Genomic DNA, 22586 nt, shown 5'->3' with positions numbered 1-22586 from the left:
TCAATTTTCGTCAGCTAGTGCTCTGCTGCAGAGCACTAGGTTTTTCCGATCCCAAGCATCCAACTCCTCAACAGGATAGAGAACCGCTTTTCCTATCTTGATAAACGTCGGACCAATCCGAGCAACGCGCCAGTTGCGCAGCGTGCCCACACTGATCTCGCCTCGATATCGTTCCGATACTTCTTCAGGCGTGAGATATTTGTCAGCCATCAGGAATACTCCCGATGCTTCGTTAGTTGAGAGCTCATGGGCTCCGAAACAATGTTTTTTTGCTCCTCCGTATCCACCTCACCCTCTAGCCGTTCCCCGCGCCGACGGGCACGCCAAATGCGCTTGAGGGTGGAGAGCGTGATCTTGACGCCGGTGTTCTTCCAAGCGCTAGCCAAAGCAGATTTAAGTTGACCCCCACCACTTCGCTTAGGACTGTAGGGCTTTCCATGGTTAGTCAGGAAAACATTACCGGTCCTGAGCGCCGACGGGGTCTGCTGCAGCCTTGTGACGGCCATCTCGTCCAGACTGATCACGCGAGTCCGACCTGTCCCGCTCCTCAATCGCGCCGTTCTTCGGATCATATCGACATCGGCCCAGTACAAGTACAATGTCTCTGAAACATCGGCTCCGGTGCGAACCAGAAAGATTACTATATGCTTGAGGTGAGGCTGGCAGCCATTCACGAATTTCCGAAGGTCAGCAGTACTTGGTAGTGGAGGGGGGTCCTTGCGAAGTTGCTTCGGCCGCCGAAGACGCCAATATGCGCACCAACCTCGCTTCGCCGAGAATTTGGTGACTGCGCTGATCGGCGTATAACAAAGTCGGTTGCGAGTTTGCGCAGGTGCGGACGGCCAAATTTCCGTTGCTGCGCGGTCAACAAAGTCCTGATCGATCTGGTGCACAAAAATTGCACCTATTTTCTCGAGGAGCCGGCGGTCGATGTGTAGGCGTGGGTTTCCTTTCTCCCGAGCGTAGGCGTCCCACGCATCAATAAACGGAGTTGGCTTAAAGTCTGCCTCAGGATCGCTGAGCGGCTTAGTTAATCGACAATTACTAGTAGTATTGATATCCTTTCGAGCGCGTTGGTGGTGCGACATGGCATCTTTCCAGAGTCTGCCGTGAAGCGTCGTGACGCCAACTGAGCCACCTTCCGTGGCTCTTTTTTATCGATTTCATTGGAGGACGCTCCACTGACCCCGCGCCGCTTAGACGCGTGAGGTCTTCAAAAATGAAGGGGTGAAAGGAGCTGAGAGCTGCGCACGCAGCGGTTCGCTCCCGCTTTAGGAGCGACTATTCTAGTAACGTCATGCGATCCTCCTAGAGAGGTATCGCCCGATCCGACCTTCGATTGGATGGTCCCAACAATCGAAGTCGGTCGTTCAGGGCTCCGATAGCTGCAGACCCCGCCGCCGTCTGCTCGCTGTCAGTAGGTTGATGGTCTCGTCCCCGGACCTTCATTCCCAACTTAGCAAGAAATCTCATGCGTGCAAATCCTTACCGTCTAGGATGTTCTTCTCTAGAAAAAGGCCGCCGTTTGGTCGGCGGCCAGTTGCATAAGCCCTATCAGCGGCGCCGCTGGCTCGAACCACTGGCCGATCGATCCCGATCCGGCGATCGATCGTCCGACTGCTCTTCCTTCGGAGGACGCAGCACGATTTTGCAAACTCCGTCGGGGCCAGGCAAAGGCAACGCCTGCAGTATGACGTTGTAACTACCATCCGAGTTTTCAAAGGCTGCACCAAGCGGCTGCCAAAATGGATCTCGACCTTCTCGTTCGATGACGCTGTATGCTCGATACGCCGGATCGTGGCCCTGTCTGGACATGTGTACTCCTTTCACTGGGGAAATTTGATGGTGTCGCGGATCACCGCGAATGCATCATCAAGTGAAGTGACGTGATGGTTACCGAGGTCAATCTGCGAAAGGCCTTCGTCCTCGCAGATGGTGCCACCGATACCAAGAAAAAGGCCACCGCCAGCGGCGGCCCCGAGTTGTATGGAAAAGAACTCTATTGCAACAGCGGCGGTGCTGGGCACCGCTGCCTGTGTGGCCGCCTCAAAATCCGGCATGCTGAAACTCCGTCACGCGTGCCTAGCAGCCCGGAATTGAGATGCTAGGCGACACGACGGAGCCTGCTTGAATCATACCGCTCAGCCGCAGGCGAGCAAGGATGTGCTGGTGATCATTCACTAATGCATCGCAATGACCGCAACCTTGCTTGCCGGACCACTCACCAGCACCTCTGAATGGCGAAAGCCAAACAAAAGGAGGGAGACATGGCGAAGTATCAAACGATATTCGGCCTTGAGGCGATTGCGTCATTTTTGCTTTCCTTCTTCCCGCACCCTCCGGGTTCGATCCTGCAGTGTCTCACTCCGTTATTCCTCGTGGTCGGCGCCTTCGCAACACTTTGTTGGATTGCAGGCTTCTTCGATAGCCGCGGTCCAACAGGACCATGCAACTGCGCTGAGTGCATTGCTGCCCGATATGAGCAAGAGGCGCAGCTCATGCGGGGGATCACCCAACACCAGGACGCGCACACAGCAATGATGCGCGGTGAGATTGATCACGCGCGCACATATGGCGAGTATCGCGAACGCCCGGACATCGCGGAGCACGAACAACGGCTGCGCGAGCTGCGCAGCCGCCTGCGGTAGGGAGGAAATCATGACGAAGCATTACCTCCGAAACGAGATCCAGATTATTCCACCGTCACGGCCGGTGCCGAATGTGACTGCTTCGCCGTCGAGTTCGACGCCGGTGCCGCTCCAGCATCGACAGGTGCCTGACGGCATTGTTGGTGGCGTAGTCAATCGCTGGGTGGCCAACAGCCAAGCCAGAACGTACGACTCATACAAGAGCCGTTCGGTCGCTCAACGTGGTTTCGTCGAAGCCGACACAGCGCTCGGCCTTGCGCTGATCGACAATCAGCGCATGCGGCAGCAGTTCTCGGAATTGCCAATAGTCTTGGCTGCAGACCGACAAATGCGGCAGCTAAAGCGCGGTGAAGAAATAAGTACGCTTATGCATCAGATTGAGATCGCCGAATCTCAGCGCGAGCGCGAGCGGGTTTATGAGCAGGCCCGGCGGAGCGACGCGCGGCGAACAGCGCTAGATGCCGAGCAGCAGCTTGATGCACAGCGAGAGTACGGGCCTCGCCTTTACGTCCTCCAATGGGAGCATAAGCTCAACGAATGGGAGATGCAGGTGGAGGAGCAGCGCGTCGTGCTCGGCGAACACCGTCGTCAAAGTGGACGGGGTGAACCCAGCCTCGACGATCTACACGCCGCTCGCGAACAAATGAATGCTGATGGCGTCGACACGACTCCAATCGATCTTGCCATCGCGCGCGCGGTGGTCCGTCAGCAAAAGGTGCGCAAATGAAAACGATCAGCGCGAGAGCCTTGGCCCTTCGCACTGAATTGCGGGAGCGCCTTCTTCTGGCGCATCCCGCACTGCGGCCGAGAGCAATTGTACCGAATGATCATGGCGCCATCGTGCTTGGCCGGGATACTGCCGGATGTCCTGTGTGCCTCTCGGTTAGAGCGAGACTGGAGCATATGCACGTGGTGGGTACCACTGGGGGCGGTAAGACGCGGCTCATTCAACACTGCGCCTGCCAAGATATCGCACAAGGTCGCGGTGTCTGCATCATCGATCCGCACGGAAACCATCCAGACAGCCTGTACCGCTCGATGCTCGCGTGGCTCGCCCAGCGTCCTTATCTAAATGGCCGCACGATCCACCTGATCGATCCCAACGTCGGAACACATGTCACCGGGTTCAATCCCTTATCCCTGCCCTCGGCGGAATACGACCCGACCGTGATCGCCGAAGCGATGCAACAGGCGCTGGAGCGGGTGTGGGGCGAAGAAGATATGAACACCAAGCCAACGATGCAGCGTGTGCTCTCGACGATCCTCACGACGTTAATAGAATTGAATTTAACCATTGCCGAAGCAAGTCTGTTGTTCGATCCGAGCGACCAAAGCGGCGTACGCGCCTGGGCGATCCGGAACCTCGCGAACGAGGAAGCACGCGATGAGCTCGAATGGCTCCACGCGATCGGCTCGGAAACTCGCGGGCATCAAGACTTCCGGCAGGAAGTGACGGGGCCGCGAAATCGACTTTCCAAGCTTACGCGAAGCCAAGCGGCAAAACTGATCGTCAGCCAGAATGTGAACGGTATCGATTTTCGGGCTGCTTTGGATGAGGGACATATTATACTTGCGAATCTTTCGCCTGGCCCACTCGCCGGGGACAAGGCCGTGGAAATGCTCGGCCGGCTCCTCACGCGGTCAATTTTTTTTCACACCGTCCGGCGGCGCCGGCCGGATCGCCCATTCTTCCTGTACCTCGATGAATGTCAGCTCTACCTTTCCGGCGACGTCTCTCGAATGCTCGCCGAGGCGAGAAAGTACGGAACGGGCGTTGTGCTTGCGCATCAAACGCTTTCGCAGCTGCGTGCTGCCGGCGAAGACGTGCTCAATGCCGTAAAAAGCATCACCAACATCAAGGTCGTCGCACGGATCAAAGATCCAGCGGAAGCGGCTGAGCTCGCCGACATGGTGGTGCGCCACAATCTCGAAATGCCGGTGAGCGTGCTCATCAAGCCGACACTGGTGGGGCATCAACTCGTGCGTCGTAAGTCAGAAAGCGACTCGTGGCAAAACGCCACAACCAAGTCGGCTGCACGCACGGTCGCCGAAGGTGTGACGGAAACCGCGTCTGTAACGGATTCTATTAGCGACACAATAAACGAGAGCTCCGGCACCGCTGACGGTGACAATTGGGGCACGTCCGAATCCAGATCAGGTGGAAGCGCGGCCGCCGACGGGCACGGCACGTCGACTGCAATCAATCTAGTGCCGGGTGACATCATGTCGTTACCGGCCGCCGCGTCCGGCAACACGATCGGCGAAAGCGCCGCTGCACGTTCTAGCATGAGCTGGGGATCGCCTAATCAATTTCTGGTAGGCGGCGCTCACCTTGAGCCGGCGGTAGTGGCATCGGTGAGTATCGGCGAGAATCGGCAACACACGTCTTCCACCTCGGACGGGTGGCAATCGGGAAGCAACCGATCGAAAAGCCGGACCAGGAATGTGCAACGGGGAACAGCAAGAACAATCGCCGGCGCCCGAACGCACGGTATCGCGCACTCAACTTCCAAAGCCCTTACCGAGGGCCTCGCACACACTCACGGCCGCGGCGGCTCCAAAGGTTGGAGCGAAGCGCTCGAGCCGATCCTCGCTGATCGGCCGACGGCCGTGCACAGTCTCGACAATGTGCGGTACATGGCGGGCGAAGTGTTGCGCGACTTCGCCGCCGGCTACGCGGCGATCAGTCTTGTCGATGGCGACGGCCTCAAGACGGCCGTTCTCAAGGTGGCACACGTTCCTGACTGCAAACTGACGTCTGAGCAATTCGACACACTTCGCCTCGCATTCCTGCAGCGCAGTCCCTCTGCGGTTCCGATCGAAACAGCTCTCGCCACGCTCGCTGCGCGGCAATCAAACTTGCTGCAGCGCGCCGGTCAGCTCCGTGATGCCGAACCAGAAGCGCCCCAGCAATTCCGGACGAAACGGAAGCGCAAAGAAGCAGAAAAGGCCGTCGATGCGCATGGTGAGAAGTCTCCACCGGAGCCGTCGCCTGTCAAGGGTCCCGATCGCCGGAGGCGACGGCCGTAGGCCGCCCTTGACTGGCAACGGCCCGGCGGTACGGGGCTAACCATGCGCACAACGGAATCGTATGACGAACGGTACAATCAATGACATGGAAGCGAAACGATCGCGGGGCAAATTGTTCACGCGTCCGGAGAAGCCGCGCGAAATCAGCATCACTGATCGCAATGTGGCACACCTCAAACACCTTTCGCGGTTACGTCTCTGTTCAACTGCGCAGCTCGCAGCGCTCGACGGTGGTAGCAGCCAGAAGGTCGAACGGGCACTGCTCGGATTGTGGGAGAACGGTTACATCGAACGACCCGAGTCGCAGGTCACGAGCAGGCGAAAAGAAAAAGGCTCGCGGCCCCTGATCTACGGATTATCCCGAAAGGGTGCGTCGTACCTTCGGAGCCACGGCTTCGAGGTAACGCGGCCGTTGCTAGACGGCATCGACAAGCACAAGGCCGCCGGGTGGCGCTTCATCGAGCATTCGGTAGGGATTTCCGGATTTTTCGTCCAGCTCGAACTCGCGACCCGTAGCCAACAGGGTCTACGAATTCTGGAACGAGCTGAGATATTCACCGATGCACCGACGCCGGTGCGGCGTGTCCGACTGGAAGCGCGAATTCCGATCAACGGATCGTCGCGAAGATGCACGGTCATTCCGGACGGGTTTTTCGGCCTGCGATTCGCAGCAGCAGGTGAGGAATCATACTTCATGTATGAAAAGGATCGCGGCGAAATGCCGGTGACGCGGTTCCGAACTCAGTACGGCACATACGTTGCGAAGAAACTGCACATTTACCTAGAAGCTAGTCGGCAGCGAAAGCACGTCAATGAGCTGGGCATTCCGAACTTTCGGGTGCTCATCGAAACGACGACGCGTGAACGCGTCGTTCAGATGATCGAGGCGCTAGAAGAATTAACCAGTGGCCGTGGTTCAAACCTCTTCCTGTTCATCGACGAAGCGACACTCGCTGGATCCGACCCGCTGAACGCTCGGTGGGTCAGCGGAAAACGCAATCATGTTCGCTTGGTTGATTAAGACTAGCGCGGGCGCATTTGCTACGCGGTCATCGCGGTCATGCCTCAAGGACTGCAAAGTTCGGAAGATAGCGATAGAGGTCAACGAAGTGCTTCGCATCCCCCGGCGGCACCTGGCCGCATTCTAATGGAATACCGGCATTCAGCGGGAGCTGACTTTCAAGAGATCGAATTTCCTTTACCGTCAAGAGAGGAACGGAAATGCGTATAGGCTTCTGCTCCTTTTCGAGAAAATCAAGGGAGTCGAATTTGCAGGAGAAAAGTTTGTCAGCGTCACGCTCTGCAACAAAAATACCAACCAAGGTTGTCATTCGTGCGCCGTCCTTATACTCAATTTCGCAAATGCGATGAAAGCTAACCACATCCGCCGGTTCTGCTTCGATGTTTCGTAGAGCAAGGGCAGCTTCGATTTCGGTCAGGATCAGTCTTCTTCCTAGGGATGCGAACGGCCAACCGTAAAGATCGTCCTCTCCAACGTCTTCTGGCACCCGCTCCCGGCCGAAGCGATCTCTGAATAGATCAACAGCGTCTAGCTCGTCCGTGCCGTTTGCCTCAGCAATCTCGCTGGCGCGATGGCAGTTGAACGATACGGCGACTACGGACCCCGAAACCGCCCTGGATGCGACGATCTTGGCATCGGCCAACATATCGGGGCTGAGCGCATCATCGTAGTCAAGCCAGAGTATGTGGTGCTTATCCCACGGCAAATCAGGGAGCGCCTCTGCAGAACTGCGATTGTCAATCTTGATATTGAAAGGTGCGTTCTCTCTTACGCGAGCAATCCCATCCGTCTCGCGCTCGATCGAGATCATTTCGCGCATACCAAGAGTTCGATGGAACAAAACAAAATCACTGAATGCCACGGCACCGAAGCCGACATAAACATAGTCGGACACCATTTGAAACGGCCATAAGCGACGAAACACCTCAGACAACATTCGACGTTCGGTGTGCTTCGCCGGTCGAAGCGAGTAATTGATCTTATCGAAACTTGAGCTCATTTACTCCTCTGCTGCTGTCTCTTGAGAACTAACTCGAACGTGCGTTCGCCGACAGCCCGAGCTGAATTAACTTCGAGCGCTTCCTTTAAAAATTCAACTTCGCGCACGGGCTTGGCGTACTGGACTTTGACTGTCCGAGGCCCGCGCTTTGCCGCGGTCGCGCGCGTGGGTGCCTTAAATGCTTTCTTCTCGACAAAAGTATCGGCTCTCACAGCGTCTCCTTTCTTCAAGTAATCTAGCATTGGGCTCTCGTCGCGCGTGTGTTCGTCAATGTCTGCATCGAGCTCATTGAGAAAATCGATAACCGGCCGCATCATTTCCATCATGCGAACGAACGTCGATTGCCAAATTGCACTATCTTGATCAACGCCATTCTTAGTGGTGTTCCAAGGAACGCGCGAAGAATCATCTGAATCAAAAGAGACAATTCCGCGAAATCTCGCAAACTGGTTGTGAAAGGACGGCACATAAACTCGTCCAGCACTTTCCTCCAACAAACCCCACCCTGTTATCTCTGACCGATCAGCTTCCAATATGACGCGCCCATTGCAGATCACGTACCACCCCGCCTGCCGTGGGAGCGAGGTGCCAATTCCTACTATAATTCGTACGAGTACCGCAGCACGGCCACCTCGATCAAACTTCAGATCGTCGACACCGGGTTGTAGAGAACCATCCTGGGAGACTAACAAGAAGAGATCGCTGGCGTCGACATGTCTCCCATTTACTGAGATCGAAAGGCCGTTGACTATAAATTGTCGGTGCTTCGACTTTATCAAGCCGATAATGTCATTGACGAACTTTTCTGTTCCAAATTTTGCAGCCACTTCTGATCGAAGTTTTTCGACGATGATTTCTGTACCGGGTTTTTTCTGCGATAGCTGAGTGTTCTCGAACTTGGCCCAGGGGAATTGCCAGCCGGGCTGGCCTTCCCATTTCTCCACGTCAACGTCGACGGCCCAGGCCTCTTCCTTTGTTGCGGAGCGGACCAAAAAGTGGTGCCCCATTTTGAAAAGCGCCCGCTTCATCCCGACTCCGAACTGACCGATGGAATGAGCGGTTTTGGGCGCCTCCTTTGGGCGACCAAACCGAAAAGCATACAATCGCGCGACTTGGCGATTGAAACCACCGCAAGTATCGATCATACGAAATCGCTGCTTCGAAAATTCAATTGCTACGGAGCAGCCCTCGAATCGCTTGTTTCCAAAAGTCTGCTTTGCGCCATCAACGCTGTTATCGACCAAATCAAGGATGGCAGTTTCAAGAGGGATGTCCCGTACGAGCATCTCAACGAAAAATGTCTTTGTCGGTTCTGCGCTAATCGGAGCATTTACATCATCAGTATTGCTCGACATGGTCACTCCGCGGCTGAAAGGCCATCTCGGCCGGAAACATAGAAATCTAGATGAACAAGATAAATGAGTTTAGCAAAAAGCGCGCATTGGGAGATTACGCCTCGCCACAGATGTAACCACGATGAAATACCAACCGCAGATAGCGAAACGATACGAATGCAAGCAACTGAAGTCAACCCGCGCTCCGATACAAACGACTTTCGACGATTTGCCGGTGCCGACCGAACCGCTCCCGACTTTGCCTCCGGATGGCTGCGGCGCAGTTGCGTGCGGGAAATAACTTCGGCTCAACTTCGATACGATTCCGGCCGCCATTAGACCGGCGCACCCACGCCGTGAACGGCATCTGATCGGTCAGTCCGCCCGCCTCCATGGGATGCAGCTCCGGTGCGAGTATTTTCGCGTCAGTGCTGCCAACGCGAAAAACAACAAGTGAGCCCACGTTACCAAGCACGGCCGCTCGCACGATCGGCGCGACTTGGTCAAGAAACTGGTTCACGAGAGTGAAGCGGAGTTTAAACTTTCTGCTTTCGCTGAGCAGCGTCGCAAACGTATCCGAGCTGAATGTCTGGAATTCGTCGACGTGGATATGAAAGGGGACACGATCCTCTGGCGGCAACGATCCGCGCTCCATCGCGATCAGCTGCAGGTGCGATACCAACAGAGATCCGAGCAAGTTCGATGCCTGCTCGCCGATCATGCCTTTTGCGAGGTTCGCAATGAGAATGCGTTGGTTATCCCCAAGGGGGAATCGAGCATTTCATCGGCCCGATGAACGACTGGCGTAGGTGGTTAGCTTGAAATAAACGTGTGGAAAACGCGACCGGTGCTGGACGTTTTTTGCTCATGGCAATGAGGTAGGTAATGGACACACGGACGCCGGAACAGCGCAGCCGGATCATGCGAAGTGTCGGGAGCCGGCATACGGCGCCCGAGATGATCGTCCGTAAGCTGATCCACGGTCTTGGGTTTCGATTCCGCCTTCATCAAAAAAGGCTGCCGGGGTCGCCCGATCTGGTCCTAGCACGGCACGGGGCTGTCATATTTGTGAATGGCTGCTTTTGGCATGGCCACGACTGTTCAAAAGGGCGACTGCCCAAGACGAGGCTTGACTTTTGGGTTCCCAAGATTCGACGCAACCAAGCCAGAGATACCGATGCAACTAAGGCTCTGGAAGCCGACGGATGGCGCGTTCTGACGATCTGGCAATGCGAAACCAAGGATTCACAACTGCTGCGTCGTCGGCTAAAGAAGTTCTTCGGCCGGAAGCAGCGCGGTCGACTTTAGTAGGGGATCTGAATGACACGCCCGATAGCGGTTGACCTGTTTTCCGGGGCTGGCGGGATGAGCCTTGGATTTGAACAGGCGGGCTTCGACGTGGTTGCCGCCGTTGAGATCGATCCCATTCACGCGGCAGTGCATAAGTTCAATTTCCCCAGTTGCGCTACTCTGTGCCGGGATATTTCCAAGCTCTCAGGTCAAGAAATTCGAGACGTCGCAAAACTCGGGAAACGTAAGGTCGACCTAGTTGTTGGAGGCGCTCCCTGTCAGGGTTTTTCGTTAATTGGGCATCGCGCACTCGAAGATCCCCGAAATTCACTGGTGAATGACTTCGTGCGGATCGTTTGCGAACTCGGCGCGAGATATTTCGTTTTTGAGAATGTGAAGGGCCTCACCGTCGGAAAGCACAAGGCGTTTCTAACGGAGTTGATCGCGTCGTTCGAAGAAAAAGGTTATTCGGTCGGGCAACCATGGCGGGTGCTAAACGCAGCTGACTATGGGGTTCCGCAGAGCCGCGAACGGTTGATCCTGTTCGGTGCTAAAAAAGGATTGAAGCTCCCCAAATATCCGTTGCCCTCGAAAACCTCATTCACGTGCAAAGACGCGCTGGACGACCTTCCGAATGCCGACGATTATGCAGAGCTAAGAGAGATCGACGAAATCGTTCTCCCTGCTGGTGCGTTCAAGAGGGCTGGCGCATACGCACGGGAGATGCGTTGTCTCGCTAACGACTCTTGGAGATATGGATATCGAAGAGTATGGAATCCGCGAATTCTTACTTCGAGCATGCGCACGGAGCATTCGACCATTTCTCAGCGACGCTTTGGCGCGACTAACGAAGGTGATGTTGAGCCTATTTCACGTTTTTTTAAATTGCCGTCTAAGGGCATCTCGAACACGCTTCGGGCCGGTACCGACGGTGCGCGTGGTGCGTTTACCTCGCCGCGTCCGATTCACTACAAGTATGACCGCTGTGTAACCGTTCGAGAAATGGCCCGCTTACATGGATTTCCTGATTGGTTTCGATTGCACGAAACCAAGTGGCACGGTGCGCGCCAAATCGGGAATGCGGTCCCTCCGCCTCTCGCACGAGCGATAGGAAGCTCAATATTGACCGCGCTCGGATTGAAGCCCGAACGACCGAAAGCCGATGTCGATTTGGGAGATACCGACCTTCTTCGAATGAATACGAAGGCTGCCGCTGAGTTTTGGGGAATCGATAAGCCCAACAGTCGACGGGATAGAAAGAGCGGTTCAAAGAAACGGAGTCAGTCGCAAATCGAATTGGACTTGCAGGCGCATCTGTCTCCCGCGGAGTGAACGACTTGAACTGAAAGTCGCTCCTCTCCACCGCCGCATTAGCCCGATTTTATTTTTTGCGGGGATCAAATCCAATACCTGGCACACAAGGTCGAAGCTCGAACAAACCTTCTGCTGCGAGAACCAGGTCTGGCAACGCAGCCTCATCCAGCTCAGCTTGTGATGGAAGCCACGGCTCGAATTCTGCCACATAAATGCAGCCGGCCGGTTCGGTCAGGGCTTGAATCGCGATCGGGAGAATCAACTCAACCTCGATACCTGCAAGTTTTACGCTGCGATTAGCGGCCACGACTTGCCCGACAATTTGATGCCCAACGATTCTTTCGCTCTCTTGTTTAGCTTCGCATGTAATGAGTGTGCTAAGTCGTTTTCCGCCAATTTCACACGTTGCAAGAAAAAGTGCGTCTACTTCGCTCTTGCCAAACTTAACACCCGTTTGCAGATGGGTGACCTCCAATACTTCGGGCAATGTTTCAGATTTCCGAACGGCCAGGTGTTGCTCGACAACACGCAGTGCTACGGTGACTTGAACCAGCCACGACTCATCTTTACGACCCAATCGCTTTGCGGTAAGCGGCAAGCTGATTGATTGCAGGGGCACTGGCACAAGGTCGGCGCTTCTTGTAAAACTGTTTTCAAATGCATCGGTCTGGTCGGGTCCATACGGGACAAACTCCAAGGCACGGCCGCCGCCAACACGCTGTCTTCCGCCAATCTTTTTTCCTTTTAGACTCTCAGGCCAATTGCGCGAGGCATTCTTTCCTCGAACTAAATCCTTCATAAAATTTGCTGGGTTGGACGTGCTTAAACTGAGCCCAAACTGCGCGTTGCATGTCACAATCGCTTGCTGAACGTCAGAAAGCATCGCGACGGTGCGTCCCTCCGCCGTCAACTTCTCATAGAGATACTCTATGACTCTTATCTTCTCTGACTTTGGCTTTGTTGCCATCCGCCCCCCGAATCGGGGGCATAATAACAAAACTTGCGGTTCCGAGTCTCACCTGTTGCTTTAATCCGTGACAGGTCGTCCAGCGAGCGAGGTGAAGTCCGAGAGCCCGACTGTATCCGACGCATTCACCAGGTCGCAATAAAAAGCGGCGAGACCAGCGGCTGGAATACCGTGCGGCTAATCTCCCGCCATTATCCCTGCCGGGTCGACGACATCCACAACAACACCAGCCATCGCCAATATCCGTTCGGCGTGGCGATAGTGGTCAAGCCACTTCTCGTCCCTTACTGGATCTTTTTCAAGACCAAGGACGACTAACCGAGAAAGCCTGGCGGCTACAATCGCTCTTGCACAGTCCGCGCATGGAAAGAGAGTACTGTACATTGTCCCGCCTGCAATGACTTTACCTTGGCCATACGCGGCAAAAATTGCGTTCCGCTCCGCATGCTCTAGCACAAAGTACTTCCAGGTCCGATCCTGCCGCACTGCCTCATAACTCTCCGCACGCGTCAGGTTTAGTGAGGATGGCGGCGCATTGGTACCCACGGCAAGAACATCGTCAACGCTATCTGTGATAACCGCGCCGACCTTTCGGTCTGGGTCGTGACTGTTCTCACGAACTTCGAAACACATCTGAAGGTAGTGGCGGTCTTGTTTGGCAATTGCCATCAGGGATTCCGTGCGGTACCAGTCACACCATAAACGAACGGGGGCGAACATGGCATTAATAGCGGGCAATTCGTTGGATCCAAAGAAGTTCTTCAAGAGCGGACAGCCTGCAGTTCAGGGTTCCAGCTTTGATCTTACGATCGGCTCTATCTTCGACCATGAGGGTAAGAAGGTGGACGGGCCTTTTACCATTAAGCCGGGGCACATGGTTCAAGTGGTGTCCTCTGAGGTGTTCAGCCTCTCTGATCGCGTGACCGGACACGCAACGTACAAGACCACGTTGACCAAGAAGGGCATCTGGGCCCTCACAGTTGGCATCGTCGATCCGGGGTGGGAAGGCCCCATCGCTACAACCCTGCTTAACTTCAGCAGGGTCGATCATGCCATCGCTGAGGGCGATGCTTTTCTTCGTGTCAGTCTGTTCGAGCACGAACCAGTGCCGGCCGAAAGAATGCGGAAGTCCCCTGCGCTGGACGCGTATCTGAAGGATATTCAGAAGACTGCTGCTTCCAGCTTTCCAAATACGTTCCTTGACACTGAAAAGATAGCCGAGGCCGCGGGAGGTAAAGTGCTGACCCGCATCCGAACAGAAGCGCTGGGATGGGTGGCCAGCATAGCGGTGCTGTTCACGCTGATGCAATTCGTCGTGAACGTTGGCTCGTACCGACCTTATTGGCTCAGCACCGAGGTGAGCACGCGCGACCTAAACGATTTGCGTGCCGCAATGGATGCGATGCAGGCGAAACTACTCAAATACGAACAAGTGGCTCCGCCTCCACCCTCACAACCCAATTCCCAGGCCGTGCCGCCGACCGCTCCCAAAAATCAGTAGCGAAATCCGAACCGAGCGTCGAAGGCAAGCGACTGAACCGCCTTGTGTATGCGGAGGCGATGCAAGCTTCTGGTCGCGACAAGTCGCGTCATGCCACGTCCGCCCGCGGCGTGTCGATTCTCGTCGCGGCTGGTCGCTCACAATCGTGGCGAGCCGCGGACAGTCACGCGGCGATTGATACGCCGGGCTTGGCGAGAAGACACTCGACGAACGCGTTCCACTTCTCCATGCCGGCGCGCTTCTCGGGCATGTAACTCCAGCGGTCGTAGCTCTTCGAGCTGACGTCCTGGAAGGCGTGGTTTTGGATGCGGTCGCGAATTTCTTTCGGCAAGCCGGCCTTTCCGGCGAGTGTCTTCCACGTCCGCCGAAGATCGCGATTGGTTACAGATGGAATGACATCACGCTGTCGCTGCCGCCACATGAACGAATAGAGCGTGTTCGCGCTCACCGGTCGTGTGGGGTCCATTGCGGAAGGGAAGAACCAGCCGTACTCGTTCGGCCTGATACTCGCGATGAGATCGGCCGCAAGTTCCGGCACCGGGATCGCATGCGGCTTTCCGTTCTTCGTTTTCGACCAGTCAATGATGCGTTCTGCCGCATCCCATTGATCGATGTGCAGGCGCGCAATCTCCTCAACGCGCTGGCCAGTCAGCATAAGCGCGCGAACGGCGCGCGTGTACGGAGGATGCACAGGAGTATCTGGACATTCGAGCCAGCGGTATAGGCGAACAAATTCGTCTTCGCCGAGCCAGCGCGTGCCAACTATCTTCGGTTCGGTCGGAATGCCGGCGGCGGGATTAGCAACGACTTTGAAGCGGCGAGGGGAGGTCGTGCGATAGTCGTGCTCCGATTTGATCGCCCATGAATACGCCGATCGAATGTAACTGCGGACATGATCCGCCATCGCTCGCTTACCGCGCGCGTAAATTGGTCGCAGTACCCCGAGAACATCATCGGCCGTGATATCGCGTGCAAGCCGGTTTCGACCGAGAATTTTCTCAACACTTTTCAGGCTCTTCTCGATCGCGACCCATGAGCTCTGCTCGTTGCTTTTGAGATGCTCCACATACGCATCAAACAGATCGCCGACAGTGCCCGGTCGCGCGTCGGTGGCGGTCTTGATGCTGCGGCCTTGCATAATAACGCTCGCAAAATCGCGTTTGAAAATATCTCGGGCATCCGAGAGCGGCATGGCGGGATACGAGCCGATCTTCGATTTTACCCGGCGCCCGTCACGCCATTGCTGTGCCATCCATTCCGCAGTGACTCGGCTCGGCATCGGCTTCAATATAAGAACAAGTCTTCCGGTGCCGCGACCTTCGCCATCGGCAAGCAATTGTTGCTTGCGAGACTTCGCCACATGCTTGATCGCGATTTGGATCGATCGGTCGGTAAGGGTTGCCATGCCGGTAGCCCGTGCGTCCGAAGTGGGGACGCTTTGAGGGACGGAAAGTGGGGACTGTTACGTTCCCGCTGCCTTCACCGAATGTACCTCAAGCACGAACACGCGATCAAGAAAAACGCAGTGATTGTAAGTGATTAAGCGTGAGCAAACGTGCACATCAACGTGTGAGTAGGATGGTTGTGCACCAGGATCAGCGCGGTCGCGGATAATTCCAGCGCGCGCTTGATCACCTCGCGCGGATAGACCGGGGTGTGGTCGACGGTGCCGGTCTGCTGCACCTCATCCGCAATCAGCTGGTTGCGTTTGTCGAGGAACAGCAGGCGAAACTGTTCCTTGTCGGCGAATGCCATGCTGCTGCGGCAATAGCCGATCACGTCGTTCCAGGACGACAGCGCGATGCTGCGCTTGATCTCGCCTTTTGCCACCCGGCTCGCGGCCGCCGCGAGCAGCTTGATCTGGTGGATGGACGCATCGCCGATGCCATCGACTTCGCGCAGCCGCGCTTCCGGCGCGTGGACGACTTCGGCAAAGGAGCCGAACTTCTTCAGGAGCAGTTTGGCCAGCGGCTTGGTGTCGCGCCGGGGCAGGGCGGGGAATAGCGCCATCTCCAGCAGCTCATAATCGCTGAGCGCGTCCGGCCCGGCGCTGTAGAAGCGCTCGCGCAGCCGCTCGCGATGGCCGTGGTAATGCGGCGTTTCGTCGGGTTCGGGATTTGGGTCGCGCGGCTTGGCGGGCATCGGCGTCAAGCATGCCGTGCCGGCCAGCTTTTGCAACTCTGAAGTGCGGGGCGGCGGCGGATTTCGGATAGAGAAAAGGCGCCGCACGACATGCGGCGCCTTTCATTTTTTTCGGACCAGCCCGCTATCAGGCCTTCACGGCCGCGAACGCATAGCCATTGCCATCCTTCGACAGGGTGCCGACATTCGGGAAGCCGAAATGATAGCCGGCGATCATGCCCTTTTCGGCAATGACGCGATCGAAGAAAGCGCGGCGCGTGGCTTCCGCTTTCGGCCCATCTGCATCGAAGCTGGAGAACCAGCCGGGATTCCTGACGAACAGCTGGTGCATGCCGGTGACGTCGCTCTGGATATAGAGCTGCTGTCCGCCGGATGCCACCAGGAACGACATGTGTCCGACGGTGTGACCAGGCGTGGCGATCGCCTTGACGCCGGGCGCGAGGTCGGCGCCGTCGTTGTATTGCTTGACGTTCTTCCAGGTCGGGAACGTCGCCTGGATGCGCTTGACCATCGGACGGTTGGCTTCCGGCACCTTCTCCACCAGCGCCGGATCGGTCCAGTACTTGAACTCGACCTCGGGCATCATGATTTCCGCGTTCGGGAACACCGGCGCGCTCGTCTCCTTCACCCACAGGCCGGAGATGTGGTCGCCATGGAAATGCGAGATCACGACGGTGGAGACGGTCGCGGGATCGAGGCCGGCGGCCTTCATGTTGTCGGCGAGTTTGCCGACCGTGGCCGGACCGTTGCCGCCAAAGCCGGTATCGAACAGCACGACCTTGCCGCCGGTCCGGATCGCCGTGACGGTAAAGGGATTGTCGATCTTGTCAGGCCCGATGCCCGCCGCGCTCAGCGCCTTCTTGACGTCGTCGAGCGAGGCGTTCTTGACCATCGCTTCAGTGACGGTGCGCTCGACGGATCCCTCATGCAGGCTGAAGACCTCGATATCCCCGACCTTGTATTTGAGGCTGTCCGCGGCGCGCTGCGCGTGCGCCGCATCGATGAACGAAACCGGTCCCTTGAGGCCGAAAACGAGCGCGGCCCCCGTGCTTCCGAGAATCAGATCTCTGCGTGAAATCTCGAACATTGTTCTTGCTCCCTTGGTTGATCGCCCGTCGGAGGCTCGACCGAGAGCGTCCGCGTGAGTTCTACACCGTCGCGCGCGGCGTATTCCGCAGGGATTCAAGTTAAAGGACCGGCATCTTGCCGCAGGATATTGAGAACGATTTGCAACTGGGATTTTGGCCATCGTCCTCATGGCATCGGCATCCAGAATTTCGTGCTGTTGCAATCATCAATTGCCGCAACGGCAGGAAATCAGTTGGCCGGGGTTTCCATCCACCCGATGATCTCCCCGACCTGATGCAGGTCGATGGCCACGCCGATGCAAAGCGCCGCAATCTCCGGCGTCGGCGCTACCACATCCGGCACCATGATCACCATGGCGCCGGTGGCGTGTGCCGCGCGAACGCCGTTGAAGGAATCTTCGAGGACCAGGCAATCGCGAGGCTCGAACCCCAGCGCCGACATCGCCTTCAGGTGAACGTCCGGGTGCGGCTTGCCGCGGGCCGCGTCGTCTCGCGCGGCGACGCTGCGGAAGAAGTGTTCGACCTCGCAGTGGTTCAGATGATGAAGCGCTTCCTTCCGCGTCATCGAGGTCCCGACCGCCATTGGCATTTCTGCCCTTGCCAGTGCTTCCAGCAATTCTGATGCGCCGGCCTTCAAGGGAACGCCGGCATCCAGGATCGGACCAAGCCGTGCCGAGACCGCGGCCATATAGGCAGGGAGCGGAAACGCCGCGCCATGATCGGTGCGAAGCTGCGCTTCCAGCTCAAGGCCGAGCAGCCCGACCAGCGACAGCGCATAGTCTTTCGAGACGACGTGTCCGACATCATGGCCGGCCTCGACCATGGCGCTGACATAGGCGGGAATAGTGTCGATCAGCAGGCCGTCCATATCGAAGACGACGGCCTTGGGCTTGCGAGGCAGGGTTACGCGCCGGTCCAATTACGCCTTCGCCAGCGGCTTCTCGGCATGGCGCTGCGACAGCGTGAAGATTTCGACGCCATCAGCGGTCACGCCGACCGAATGCTCGAACTGCGCCGACAGCGAGCGGTCGCGCGTGACAGCGGTCCAGCCGTCGGACAGGATCTTCACATGCGGCTTGCCGAGATTGATCATCGGCTCGATGGTGAAGAACATGCCGGGCTTCAGCGCCACGCCTTCGCCGGGCCGGCCGATATGGATGATGTTCGGCTCGTCGTGGAACATGCGTCCCAAACCATGGCCGCAGAAATCGCGCACCACGCTCATGCCCTGCGGCTCGACAAAACTCTGGATGGCGTGGCCGATGTCGCCGGTGGTGGCGCCGGGTTTTACGGCGGCAATGCCGCGCATCATCGCCTCATAGGTGACCTCGATCAGCCGCTCGGCCTTGCGGGCGATCGGGCCGATCACATACATGCGGCTGGAATCGCCGTACCAGCCGTCGACGATGAAGGTGACGTCGATATTGACGATGTCGCCTTCCTTCAGCGCGCGATCGCCGGGCATGCCGTGGCAGACCACGTGATTGATCGAGGTGCAGGTCGAATAGCGGTAGCCGCGATACATCAGCGTTGCCGGGTAGGCGCCGTGGCTGAAAGCGAAATCGCGGACGAATTCGTCGATCCGCGAGGTGGGAATGCCTTCCTTGACGATGTCGGTGAGCTCGTCGAGGCATTTGGCGACCAGGGCGCCCGCCTTGCGCATGCCGGCGAAACCGCTCGCGCCATGCAGCTTGATCTGTCCGGTCTTTCGCAAGGAGGTATCTGTTGCTTCGATATAGCTCATGGGCGGGTCATGCTTCGGGAATTGAGGGCGTCAAAGGCCTAATTTAATGATCGCAGCTGGCAGTGCAAGCCAAGGTTGGCGGGCTGGAGGGCATCTAAACGCTTGATTTCAGCTGGAAACCTCCACCACGGATTCGACCGGCAGCGCGCCGCCCCGAACCCGGATTTCACGCACCGGATAGGGAACCCGGATGCCCTCGCGTTTGAAGGCGTCCCACAGCGCCAGCATCACGTCGCTCTTCACGGTGTCCATGCCGTCGGGGTCGGCGATCCAGAAGGTCAGGGAGAATTTCATCCCGGCCTCGGCGAATTCGGTCAGGATGCAGTTCGGCGGCTTGTTCTTGATGGCGCGGGGCGCGGCCGCGGCGATCTCGATGGCCAGCTTGCAGACCAGCCGCGGATCGGCGTCGTAATTGGTGCCGAACAGCACCTTCACCAGCGTGTTCTTGTCGGTATAGGTCCAGTTCACGACCTTCTGGGTCACCAGATCCTCGTTCGGGATCAGGAATTCGCGGCCGTCGCCGGCGGCGACCGAAATGTAGCGCGTCTTCATCGCGCTGATGCGGCCCGAACTGTCGCCGATGGTGACGAGATCGCCGGGTTTTACGGATTTGTCCGCCAGCAGGATGATACCCGAGATGAAGTTGGCGACGATCTTCTGCAGGCCAATACCGATACCGACGCCGACCGCACCGGAGAATACCGCGAGCGCGGACAAATTGATGCCGACGGCGCTGAGCGCGATGATGATCGCGAGCACCATCAGGCCCATCCGGATCATCTTCACCAGCAGCACCTGGATCGACGGCGTCAGGTCCGCGGAGCGGGTGATGCGGCTTTCGACGAAATTGCTGGCGATGTTGGTCAGCCACAGCGCCACGATCAGCAGGGCGCCGAGCTTGATCAGGACCAGCGGCGTCAGCCGCAATCCGCCGAGCACGATCGAGGCCGCATCCGAATCCAGCAAGTCCAGGGTCGGTTGAAGCTGGCCGACGACGCTGAGCGCCGCGACCAGCCATGCCGACAGCGACACCAGGCGGACGATGAACTCGTTGCGAATGACCGACGTCACGAGGCGAATGACCAGCCAGGCCAGCGCCAGCTTGGCGCAGACCGCCAGCAGATAGCTGCGGCTCGGCCAGGTCGAATGGTACATCGTGATGCGGGCGGCGATCATCAGAACGGCGAACACCGCGGTGGAGGCGCTAAAGACCAGCACGCGGGCGAAGTGCCTGAGCGGCAGCGGCAAGCCCATCGCGAACGAGGTCATGTCGACGCGCGAACGAATGGCCGCGTCGCTCGCATAGGCGATGCCTGCGCCGGCGAGGATCAGGCCAAACTGCAGATAGAACCAGGGTGAGGTGACCTCCGCGCCGAGCGACCGCGCGGTGGTGTGCAGCAACTCGATAATCTCTTTCGGATCCATCGGCAAAATCTCGTTCGGGGCCAGCTTGCTTATCAAGCTGCCCCATCATGCAAAATTGATTCGAAGCGCTGGCAGATTCCCACAAGCCCGCTGCGGATGCCATCGATACCAGACGTCCGCAAGGGCAAGTTAGGCCGATAAACCGGGCACATTGCCGCTATCTGGAGAAATGGGTTGGCGTTCAACTGTGGCGACGATAAGGATGCAATTGCAAGTATTTGCCCAACGTTGCAGAGCTGCAAATCTTCTCTAGATTCGAGGCTTTCCTAAATTTATGGCTTCTCTCGATTCAGTAAGTCTGGCGATTTTGCTCGGAGCCGTCCTGATAATGGCCGGAATTCTCTCGAGCCTGCTGGCGCTGCGCTTTGGCGCGCCGTTGCTGCTGGTCTTCCTGCTGATCGGCATGCTGGCGGGCGATTCCGGGCCCGGCCAGCTGAGCTTCGATGACGTGCGCTCGACCTATCTGGTGGGATCGGTGGCGCTGGCGCTGATCCTGTTCGACGGCGGTCTGAAAACGCGGTTTCAAAGTATCCGTGCGGTGCTGGCGCCGTCCACGGTGCTGGCGACGGTCGGCGTATTGCTCACCGCCCTGGTCACCGCGCCGTTCGCCAAATACGTGCTCGATCTGAACTGGAGCGAGTCGCTGCTGGTCGGCGCCGTCGTCGCCTCGACCGATGCGGCGGCGGTGTTCCTGCTGGTGCATGCGCAGGGCCTGCGGCTGCGGCCGCGGGTGGGTGCGACGCTGGAAGCCGAATCCGGCACCAACGATCCCTTCGCGGTCTTCCTCACGCTGATGCTGGTCCAGTACATTTCACTCGGTCAAAGCTCGGCCGTGCATATCGCGCTGGAATTCATCCGTGAAGCCGGGCTCGGCGCCGTCGTCGGCGTGATCGGTGGCCGTCTGGTGGTGGTGGGGCTCAATCGCGTGGCGCTGCCGCAAGGCCTGCATGCGCCCTTTGTCGCCACCGCGGCGCTGGTGATTTTCGGGGCGGCGCAGATCGCGCATGCCAGCGGCTTTCTCGCGGTCTATCTCGCCGGCATCATCATCGGCAACCGGCCGACGCGCGCGCATAATTCGGTGGTGACGTTCCTCGATGCCGCGACCTGGCTGGCGCAGATCGTGATGTTCGTGATGCTCGGCCTGCTGGTCTCCCCACAGCGGCTGGTCGACAGCATCGGTCCGGCCGTGCTGGTGGCGCTGGTGCTGATGCTGCTGGCGCGGCCGCTGGCGGTGTTTCTCTGTCTCGCGCCGTTTCGCTTCAACTGGCGGGAAAAGCTCTTCATCGCCTGGACCGGCCTGCGCGGCGCGGTGGCGATCTTCCTGGCATCGATCCCGATGCTGGTGGGGCTATCGAAAGCCTATCTCTATTTCGACGTCGCCTTTGTCGTCGTCTTCATCTCGCTGCTGCTGCAGGGCTGGACGCTGGCGCCGGCGGCGCGGCTGCTGCATGTGGCGTTGCCCCGCGCGGACCGTGGCCCGCGCCGCGTCGAGCTCGATCTGCCCGGCCAGCTCGAGCAGCAACTGGTCGGCTATCCCGTGCGCTCAAAGAGCCTGTATTTCCGGCGCGGGCTGATCCCGTCCTGGTCGAAGCCGACGCTGGTGATCCGCGACGAGCGGATCCTATCGCCCACCGAGGCCGACCCGATCGCGCCCGGCGATTACATCTACCTGCTGGCGCCACCGGAAAAGGCCGAGGCGCTGGATCGGTTCTTTGTCGATATGGCGCCGAGCACGACGCCCGATCCGCATCTGCTCGGCGATTTCACGGTGTCGGGCGAGCACACGCTGGGTGAACTCGCCGAGATCTACGGCGTTGCGGTCGGTGAAGAGCAGGCCAAGCTGACGCTGGCGGATTATTTCGACATCCATCTCGACCACGCGCCAAAGGAAGGCGCGGAGCTGGTGCTGGATCCCATCGTCCTGGTCGCGCGCAGCCTTGGCGGCGGCCGGGTCAACGTCATCGGCCTTCGGCTGCCCGAGGAAGAGGAAGTGGCCGTGCCCTTGACGCGCATGCAGGCGTTCAGGCGCAAGCTCGCCGAGATATGGTCGCAGGTCGCGGGGGTCTGAGGCGTCGTCTCGAA

Annotated in this window: 22 protein-coding genes; 8 read left to right on the top strand and 14 right to left on the bottom strand. The window is 58.0% G+C overall.

Annotation, left to right across the window (positions count from 1 at the left end; translation table 11 throughout):
• The 3 genes from JQ600_RS18395 to JQ600_RS18385 form a co-directional block, all read right to left on the bottom strand.
• Nucleotides 1-210, bottom strand: coding sequence for a helix-turn-helix domain-containing protein (locus JQ600_RS18395; protein WP_409410659.1), 210 nt, complete (start codon nt 208-210; stop codon nt 1-3).
• A 1344-nt stretch (nt 211-1554) separates the two neighbouring features.
• Nucleotides 1555-1815, bottom strand: coding sequence for a hypothetical protein (locus JQ600_RS18390; protein WP_212490017.1), 261 nt, complete (start codon nt 1813-1815; stop codon nt 1555-1557).
• Between the two features lie 11 nt (nt 1816-1826).
• On the bottom strand, nt 1827-2060 hold the full coding sequence (locus JQ600_RS18385; protein WP_212490016.1) for a hypothetical protein: 234 nt from the start codon (nt 2058-2060) through the stop codon (nt 1827-1829).
• Between the two features lie 207 nt (nt 2061-2267).
• Here JQ600_RS18385 and JQ600_RS18380 point away from each other — a divergent pair, with 207 nt between their 5' ends.
• From JQ600_RS18380 to JQ600_RS18365, 4 genes are all read left to right on the top strand, one after another.
• Nucleotides 2268-2648 carry a hypothetical protein gene (locus JQ600_RS18380; protein ID WP_212490015.1) on the top strand — a complete coding sequence of 127 codons (381 nt, stop codon included), beginning with the start codon at nt 2268-2270 and terminating at the stop codon, nt 2646-2648.
• Between the two features lie 10 nt (nt 2649-2658).
• On the top strand, nt 2659-3375 hold the full coding sequence (locus tag JQ600_RS18375; protein WP_212490014.1) for a hypothetical protein: 717 nt from the start codon (nt 2659-2661) through the stop codon (nt 3373-3375).
• Complete coding sequence (locus tag JQ600_RS18370) at nt 3372-5678, top strand: type IV secretory system conjugative DNA transfer family protein (protein ID WP_212490013.1); 2307 nt, start codon at nt 3372-3374, stop codon at nt 5676-5678. Before JQ600_RS18375 ends, JQ600_RS18370 begins: the two co-directional genes overlap by 4 nt.
• A gap of 61 nt (nt 5679-5739) precedes the next feature.
• Nucleotides 5740-6699: a replication-relaxation family protein gene (locus JQ600_RS18365; protein ID WP_212490012.1), complete on the top strand. Its 960-nt coding sequence runs from the start codon at nt 5740-5742 to the stop codon at nt 6697-6699.
• A gap of 37 nt (nt 6700-6736) precedes the next feature.
• Here JQ600_RS18365 and JQ600_RS18360 read toward each other — a convergent pair whose 3' ends face one another.
• The 3 genes from JQ600_RS18360 to JQ600_RS18350 all read right to left on the bottom strand — a co-directional run bounded on the left by JQ600_RS18360 (nt 6737) and on the right by JQ600_RS18350 (nt 9754).
• Nucleotides 6737-7699: an O-methyltransferase gene (locus JQ600_RS18360; protein ID WP_212490011.1), complete on the bottom strand. Its 963-nt coding sequence runs from the start codon at nt 7697-7699 to the stop codon at nt 6737-6739.
• On the bottom strand, nt 7696-9054 hold the full coding sequence (locus tag JQ600_RS18355; RefSeq protein WP_212490010.1) for an ATP-binding protein: 1359 nt from the start codon (nt 9052-9054) through the stop codon (nt 7696-7698). Before JQ600_RS18355 ends, JQ600_RS18360 begins: the two co-directional genes overlap by 4 nt.
• A gap of 172 nt (nt 9055-9226) precedes the next feature.
• Nucleotides 9227-9754: a hypothetical protein gene (locus JQ600_RS18350; protein WP_212490009.1), complete on the bottom strand. Its 528-nt coding sequence runs from the start codon at nt 9752-9754 to the stop codon at nt 9227-9229.
• A 164-nt stretch (nt 9755-9918) separates the two neighbouring features.
• Between JQ600_RS18350 and JQ600_RS18345 the strand changes: the two genes are divergently transcribed.
• Both JQ600_RS18345 and JQ600_RS18340 read left to right on the top strand, forming a co-directional pair.
• The gene (locus tag JQ600_RS18345) at nt 9919-10341 is read left to right on the top strand and encodes a very short patch repair endonuclease (RefSeq protein WP_212490008.1); all 423 of its coding nucleotides are present in this window, start codon (nt 9919-9921) and stop codon (nt 10339-10341) included.
• A 12-nt stretch (nt 10342-10353) separates the two neighbouring features.
• Nucleotides 10354-11655, top strand: coding sequence for a DNA cytosine methyltransferase (locus JQ600_RS18340; protein ID WP_212490007.1), 1302 nt, complete (start codon nt 10354-10356; stop codon nt 11653-11655).
• A 49-nt stretch (nt 11656-11704) separates the two neighbouring features.
• On the opposite strand, the gene JQ600_RS18335 is transcribed toward JQ600_RS18340, so the two are convergent.
• Nucleotides 11705-12604: a hypothetical protein gene (locus JQ600_RS18335; RefSeq protein WP_212490006.1), complete on the bottom strand. Its 900-nt coding sequence runs from the start codon at nt 12602-12604 to the stop codon at nt 11705-11707.
• Between the two features lie 177 nt (nt 12605-12781).
• Entirely contained in the window at nt 12782-13273 is a 492-nt protein-coding gene (locus tag JQ600_RS18330; RefSeq protein ID WP_212490005.1) for a deaminase, read from the bottom strand.
• Nucleotides 13274-13322: 49 nt separating this feature from the next.
• Here JQ600_RS18330 and JQ600_RS18325 point away from each other — a divergent pair, with 49 nt between their 5' ends.
• On the top strand, nt 13323-14105 hold the full coding sequence (locus JQ600_RS18325; protein WP_212490004.1) for a dCTP deaminase domain-containing protein: 783 nt from the start codon (nt 13323-13325) through the stop codon (nt 14103-14105).
• Nucleotides 14106-14268: 163 nt separating this feature from the next.
• Here the strand turns inward: JQ600_RS18325 and JQ600_RS18320 are convergent, their stop codons facing one another.
• From JQ600_RS18320 to JQ600_RS18295, 6 genes are all read right to left on the bottom strand, one after another.
• Nucleotides 14269-15510 (bottom strand): site-specific integrase, encoded by a 1242-nt coding sequence (locus tag JQ600_RS18320; protein WP_212490003.1) that lies wholly within the window; start codon nt 15508-15510, stop codon nt 14269-14271.
• 134 nt (nt 15511-15644) lie between these two features.
• Nucleotides 15645-16247: a RadC family protein gene (locus JQ600_RS18315; RefSeq protein WP_212490039.1), complete on the bottom strand. Its 603-nt coding sequence runs from the start codon at nt 16245-16247 to the stop codon at nt 15645-15647.
• A 127-nt stretch (nt 16248-16374) separates the two neighbouring features.
• Nucleotides 16375-17334 (bottom strand): MBL fold metallo-hydrolase, encoded by a 960-nt coding sequence (locus tag JQ600_RS18310; protein WP_212265780.1) that lies wholly within the window; start codon nt 17332-17334, stop codon nt 16375-16377.
• A gap of 230 nt (nt 17335-17564) precedes the next feature.
• Complete coding sequence (locus JQ600_RS18305) at nt 17565-18254, bottom strand: HAD family phosphatase (protein WP_212386654.1); 690 nt, start codon at nt 18252-18254, stop codon at nt 17565-17567.
• Nucleotides 18255-19079 (bottom strand): type I methionyl aminopeptidase, encoded by an 825-nt coding sequence (map, locus tag JQ600_RS18300; RefSeq protein WP_211998364.1) that lies wholly within the window; start codon nt 19077-19079, stop codon nt 18255-18257.
• 108 nt (nt 19080-19187) lie between these two features.
• Nucleotides 19188-20504 carry a mechanosensitive ion channel domain-containing protein gene (locus tag JQ600_RS18295; protein WP_192739229.1) on the bottom strand — a complete coding sequence of 439 codons (1317 nt, stop codon included), beginning with the start codon at nt 20502-20504 and terminating at the stop codon, nt 19188-19190.
• 274 nt (nt 20505-20778) lie between these two features.
• Between JQ600_RS18295 and JQ600_RS18290 the strand changes: the two genes are divergently transcribed.
• Complete coding sequence (locus tag JQ600_RS18290) at nt 20779-22572, top strand: potassium/proton antiporter (protein WP_212386658.1); 1794 nt, start codon at nt 20779-20781, stop codon at nt 22570-22572.
• Nucleotides 22573-22586 lie beyond the last annotated feature (14 nt).

The sequence above is a fragment of the Bradyrhizobium sp. AUGA SZCCT0176 genome, from assembly GCF_018130145.1.
Taxonomy (GTDB): Bacteria; Pseudomonadota; Alphaproteobacteria; order Rhizobiales; family Xanthobacteraceae; genus Bradyrhizobium.
This window is presented reverse-complemented; position numbering and strand designations above follow the sequence as displayed.

Bases quoted from the DNA above. Each gene is read 5' to 3' on its own strand.
- JQ600_RS18290 (WP_212386658.1), top strand. From the start codon at position 20,779: ATGGCTTCTCTCGATTCAGTAAGTCTGGCGATTTTGCTCGGAGCCGTC.
- JQ600_RS18380 (WP_212490015.1), top strand. From the start codon at position 2,268: ATGGCGAAGTATCAAACGATATTCGGCCTTGAGGCGATTGCGTCATTT.
- JQ600_RS18355 (WP_212490010.1), bottom strand. From the start codon at position 9,054: ATGTCGAGCAATACTGATGATGTAAATGCTCCGATTAGCGCAGAACCG.
- JQ600_RS18360 (WP_212490011.1), bottom strand. From the start codon at position 7,699: ATGAGCTCAAGTTTCGATAAGATCAATTACTCGCTTCGACCGGCGAAG.
- JQ600_RS18365 (WP_212490012.1), top strand. From the start codon at position 5,740: ATGACGAACGGTACAATCAATGACATGGAAGCGAAACGATCGCGGGGC.
- JQ600_RS18335 (WP_212490006.1), bottom strand. From the start codon at position 12,604: ATGGCAACAAAGCCAAAGTCAGAGAAGATAAGAGTCATAGAGTATCTC.
- JQ600_RS18340 (WP_212490007.1), top strand. From the start codon at position 10,354: ATGACACGCCCGATAGCGGTTGACCTGTTTTCCGGGGCTGGCGGGATG.
- JQ600_RS18310 (WP_212265780.1), bottom strand. From the start codon at position 17,334: ATGTTCGAGATTTCACGCAGAGATCTGATTCTCGGAAGCACGGGGGCC.
- JQ600_RS18395 (WP_409410659.1), bottom strand. From the start codon at position 210: ATGGCTGACAAATATCTCACGCCTGAAGAAGTATCGGAACGATATCGA.
- JQ600_RS18295 (WP_192739229.1), bottom strand. From the start codon at position 20,504: ATGGATCCGAAAGAGATTATCGAGTTGCTGCACACCACCGCGCGGTCG.
- JQ600_RS18375 (WP_212490014.1), top strand. From the start codon at position 2,659: ATGACGAAGCATTACCTCCGAAACGAGATCCAGATTATTCCACCGTCA.
- JQ600_RS18325 (WP_212490004.1), top strand. From the start codon at position 13,323: ATGGCATTAATAGCGGGCAATTCGTTGGATCCAAAGAAGTTCTTCAAG.
- JQ600_RS18390 (WP_212490017.1), bottom strand. From the start codon at position 1,815: ATGTCCAGACAGGGCCACGATCCGGCGTATCGAGCATACAGCGTCATC.
- JQ600_RS18350 (WP_212490009.1), bottom strand. From the start codon at position 9,754: ATGATCGGCGAGCAGGCATCGAACTTGCTCGGATCTCTGTTGGTATCG.
- JQ600_RS18345 (WP_212490008.1), top strand. From the start codon at position 9,919: ATGGACACACGGACGCCGGAACAGCGCAGCCGGATCATGCGAAGTGTC.
- JQ600_RS18370 (WP_212490013.1), top strand. From the start codon at position 3,372: ATGAAAACGATCAGCGCGAGAGCCTTGGCCCTTCGCACTGAATTGCGG.
- JQ600_RS18330 (WP_212490005.1), bottom strand. From the start codon at position 13,273: ATGGCAATTGCCAAACAAGACCGCCACTACCTTCAGATGTGTTTCGAA.
- map (WP_211998364.1), bottom strand. From the start codon at position 19,079: ATGAGCTATATCGAAGCAACAGATACCTCCTTGCGAAAGACCGGACAG.
- JQ600_RS18320 (WP_212490003.1), bottom strand. From the start codon at position 15,510: ATGGCAACCCTTACCGACCGATCGATCCAAATCGCGATCAAGCATGTG.
- JQ600_RS18385 (WP_212490016.1), bottom strand. From the start codon at position 2,060: ATGCCGGATTTTGAGGCGGCCACACAGGCAGCGGTGCCCAGCACCGCC.
- JQ600_RS18315 (WP_212490039.1), bottom strand. From the start codon at position 16,247: ATGCCCGCCAAGCCGCGCGACCCAAATCCCGAACCCGACGAAACGCCG.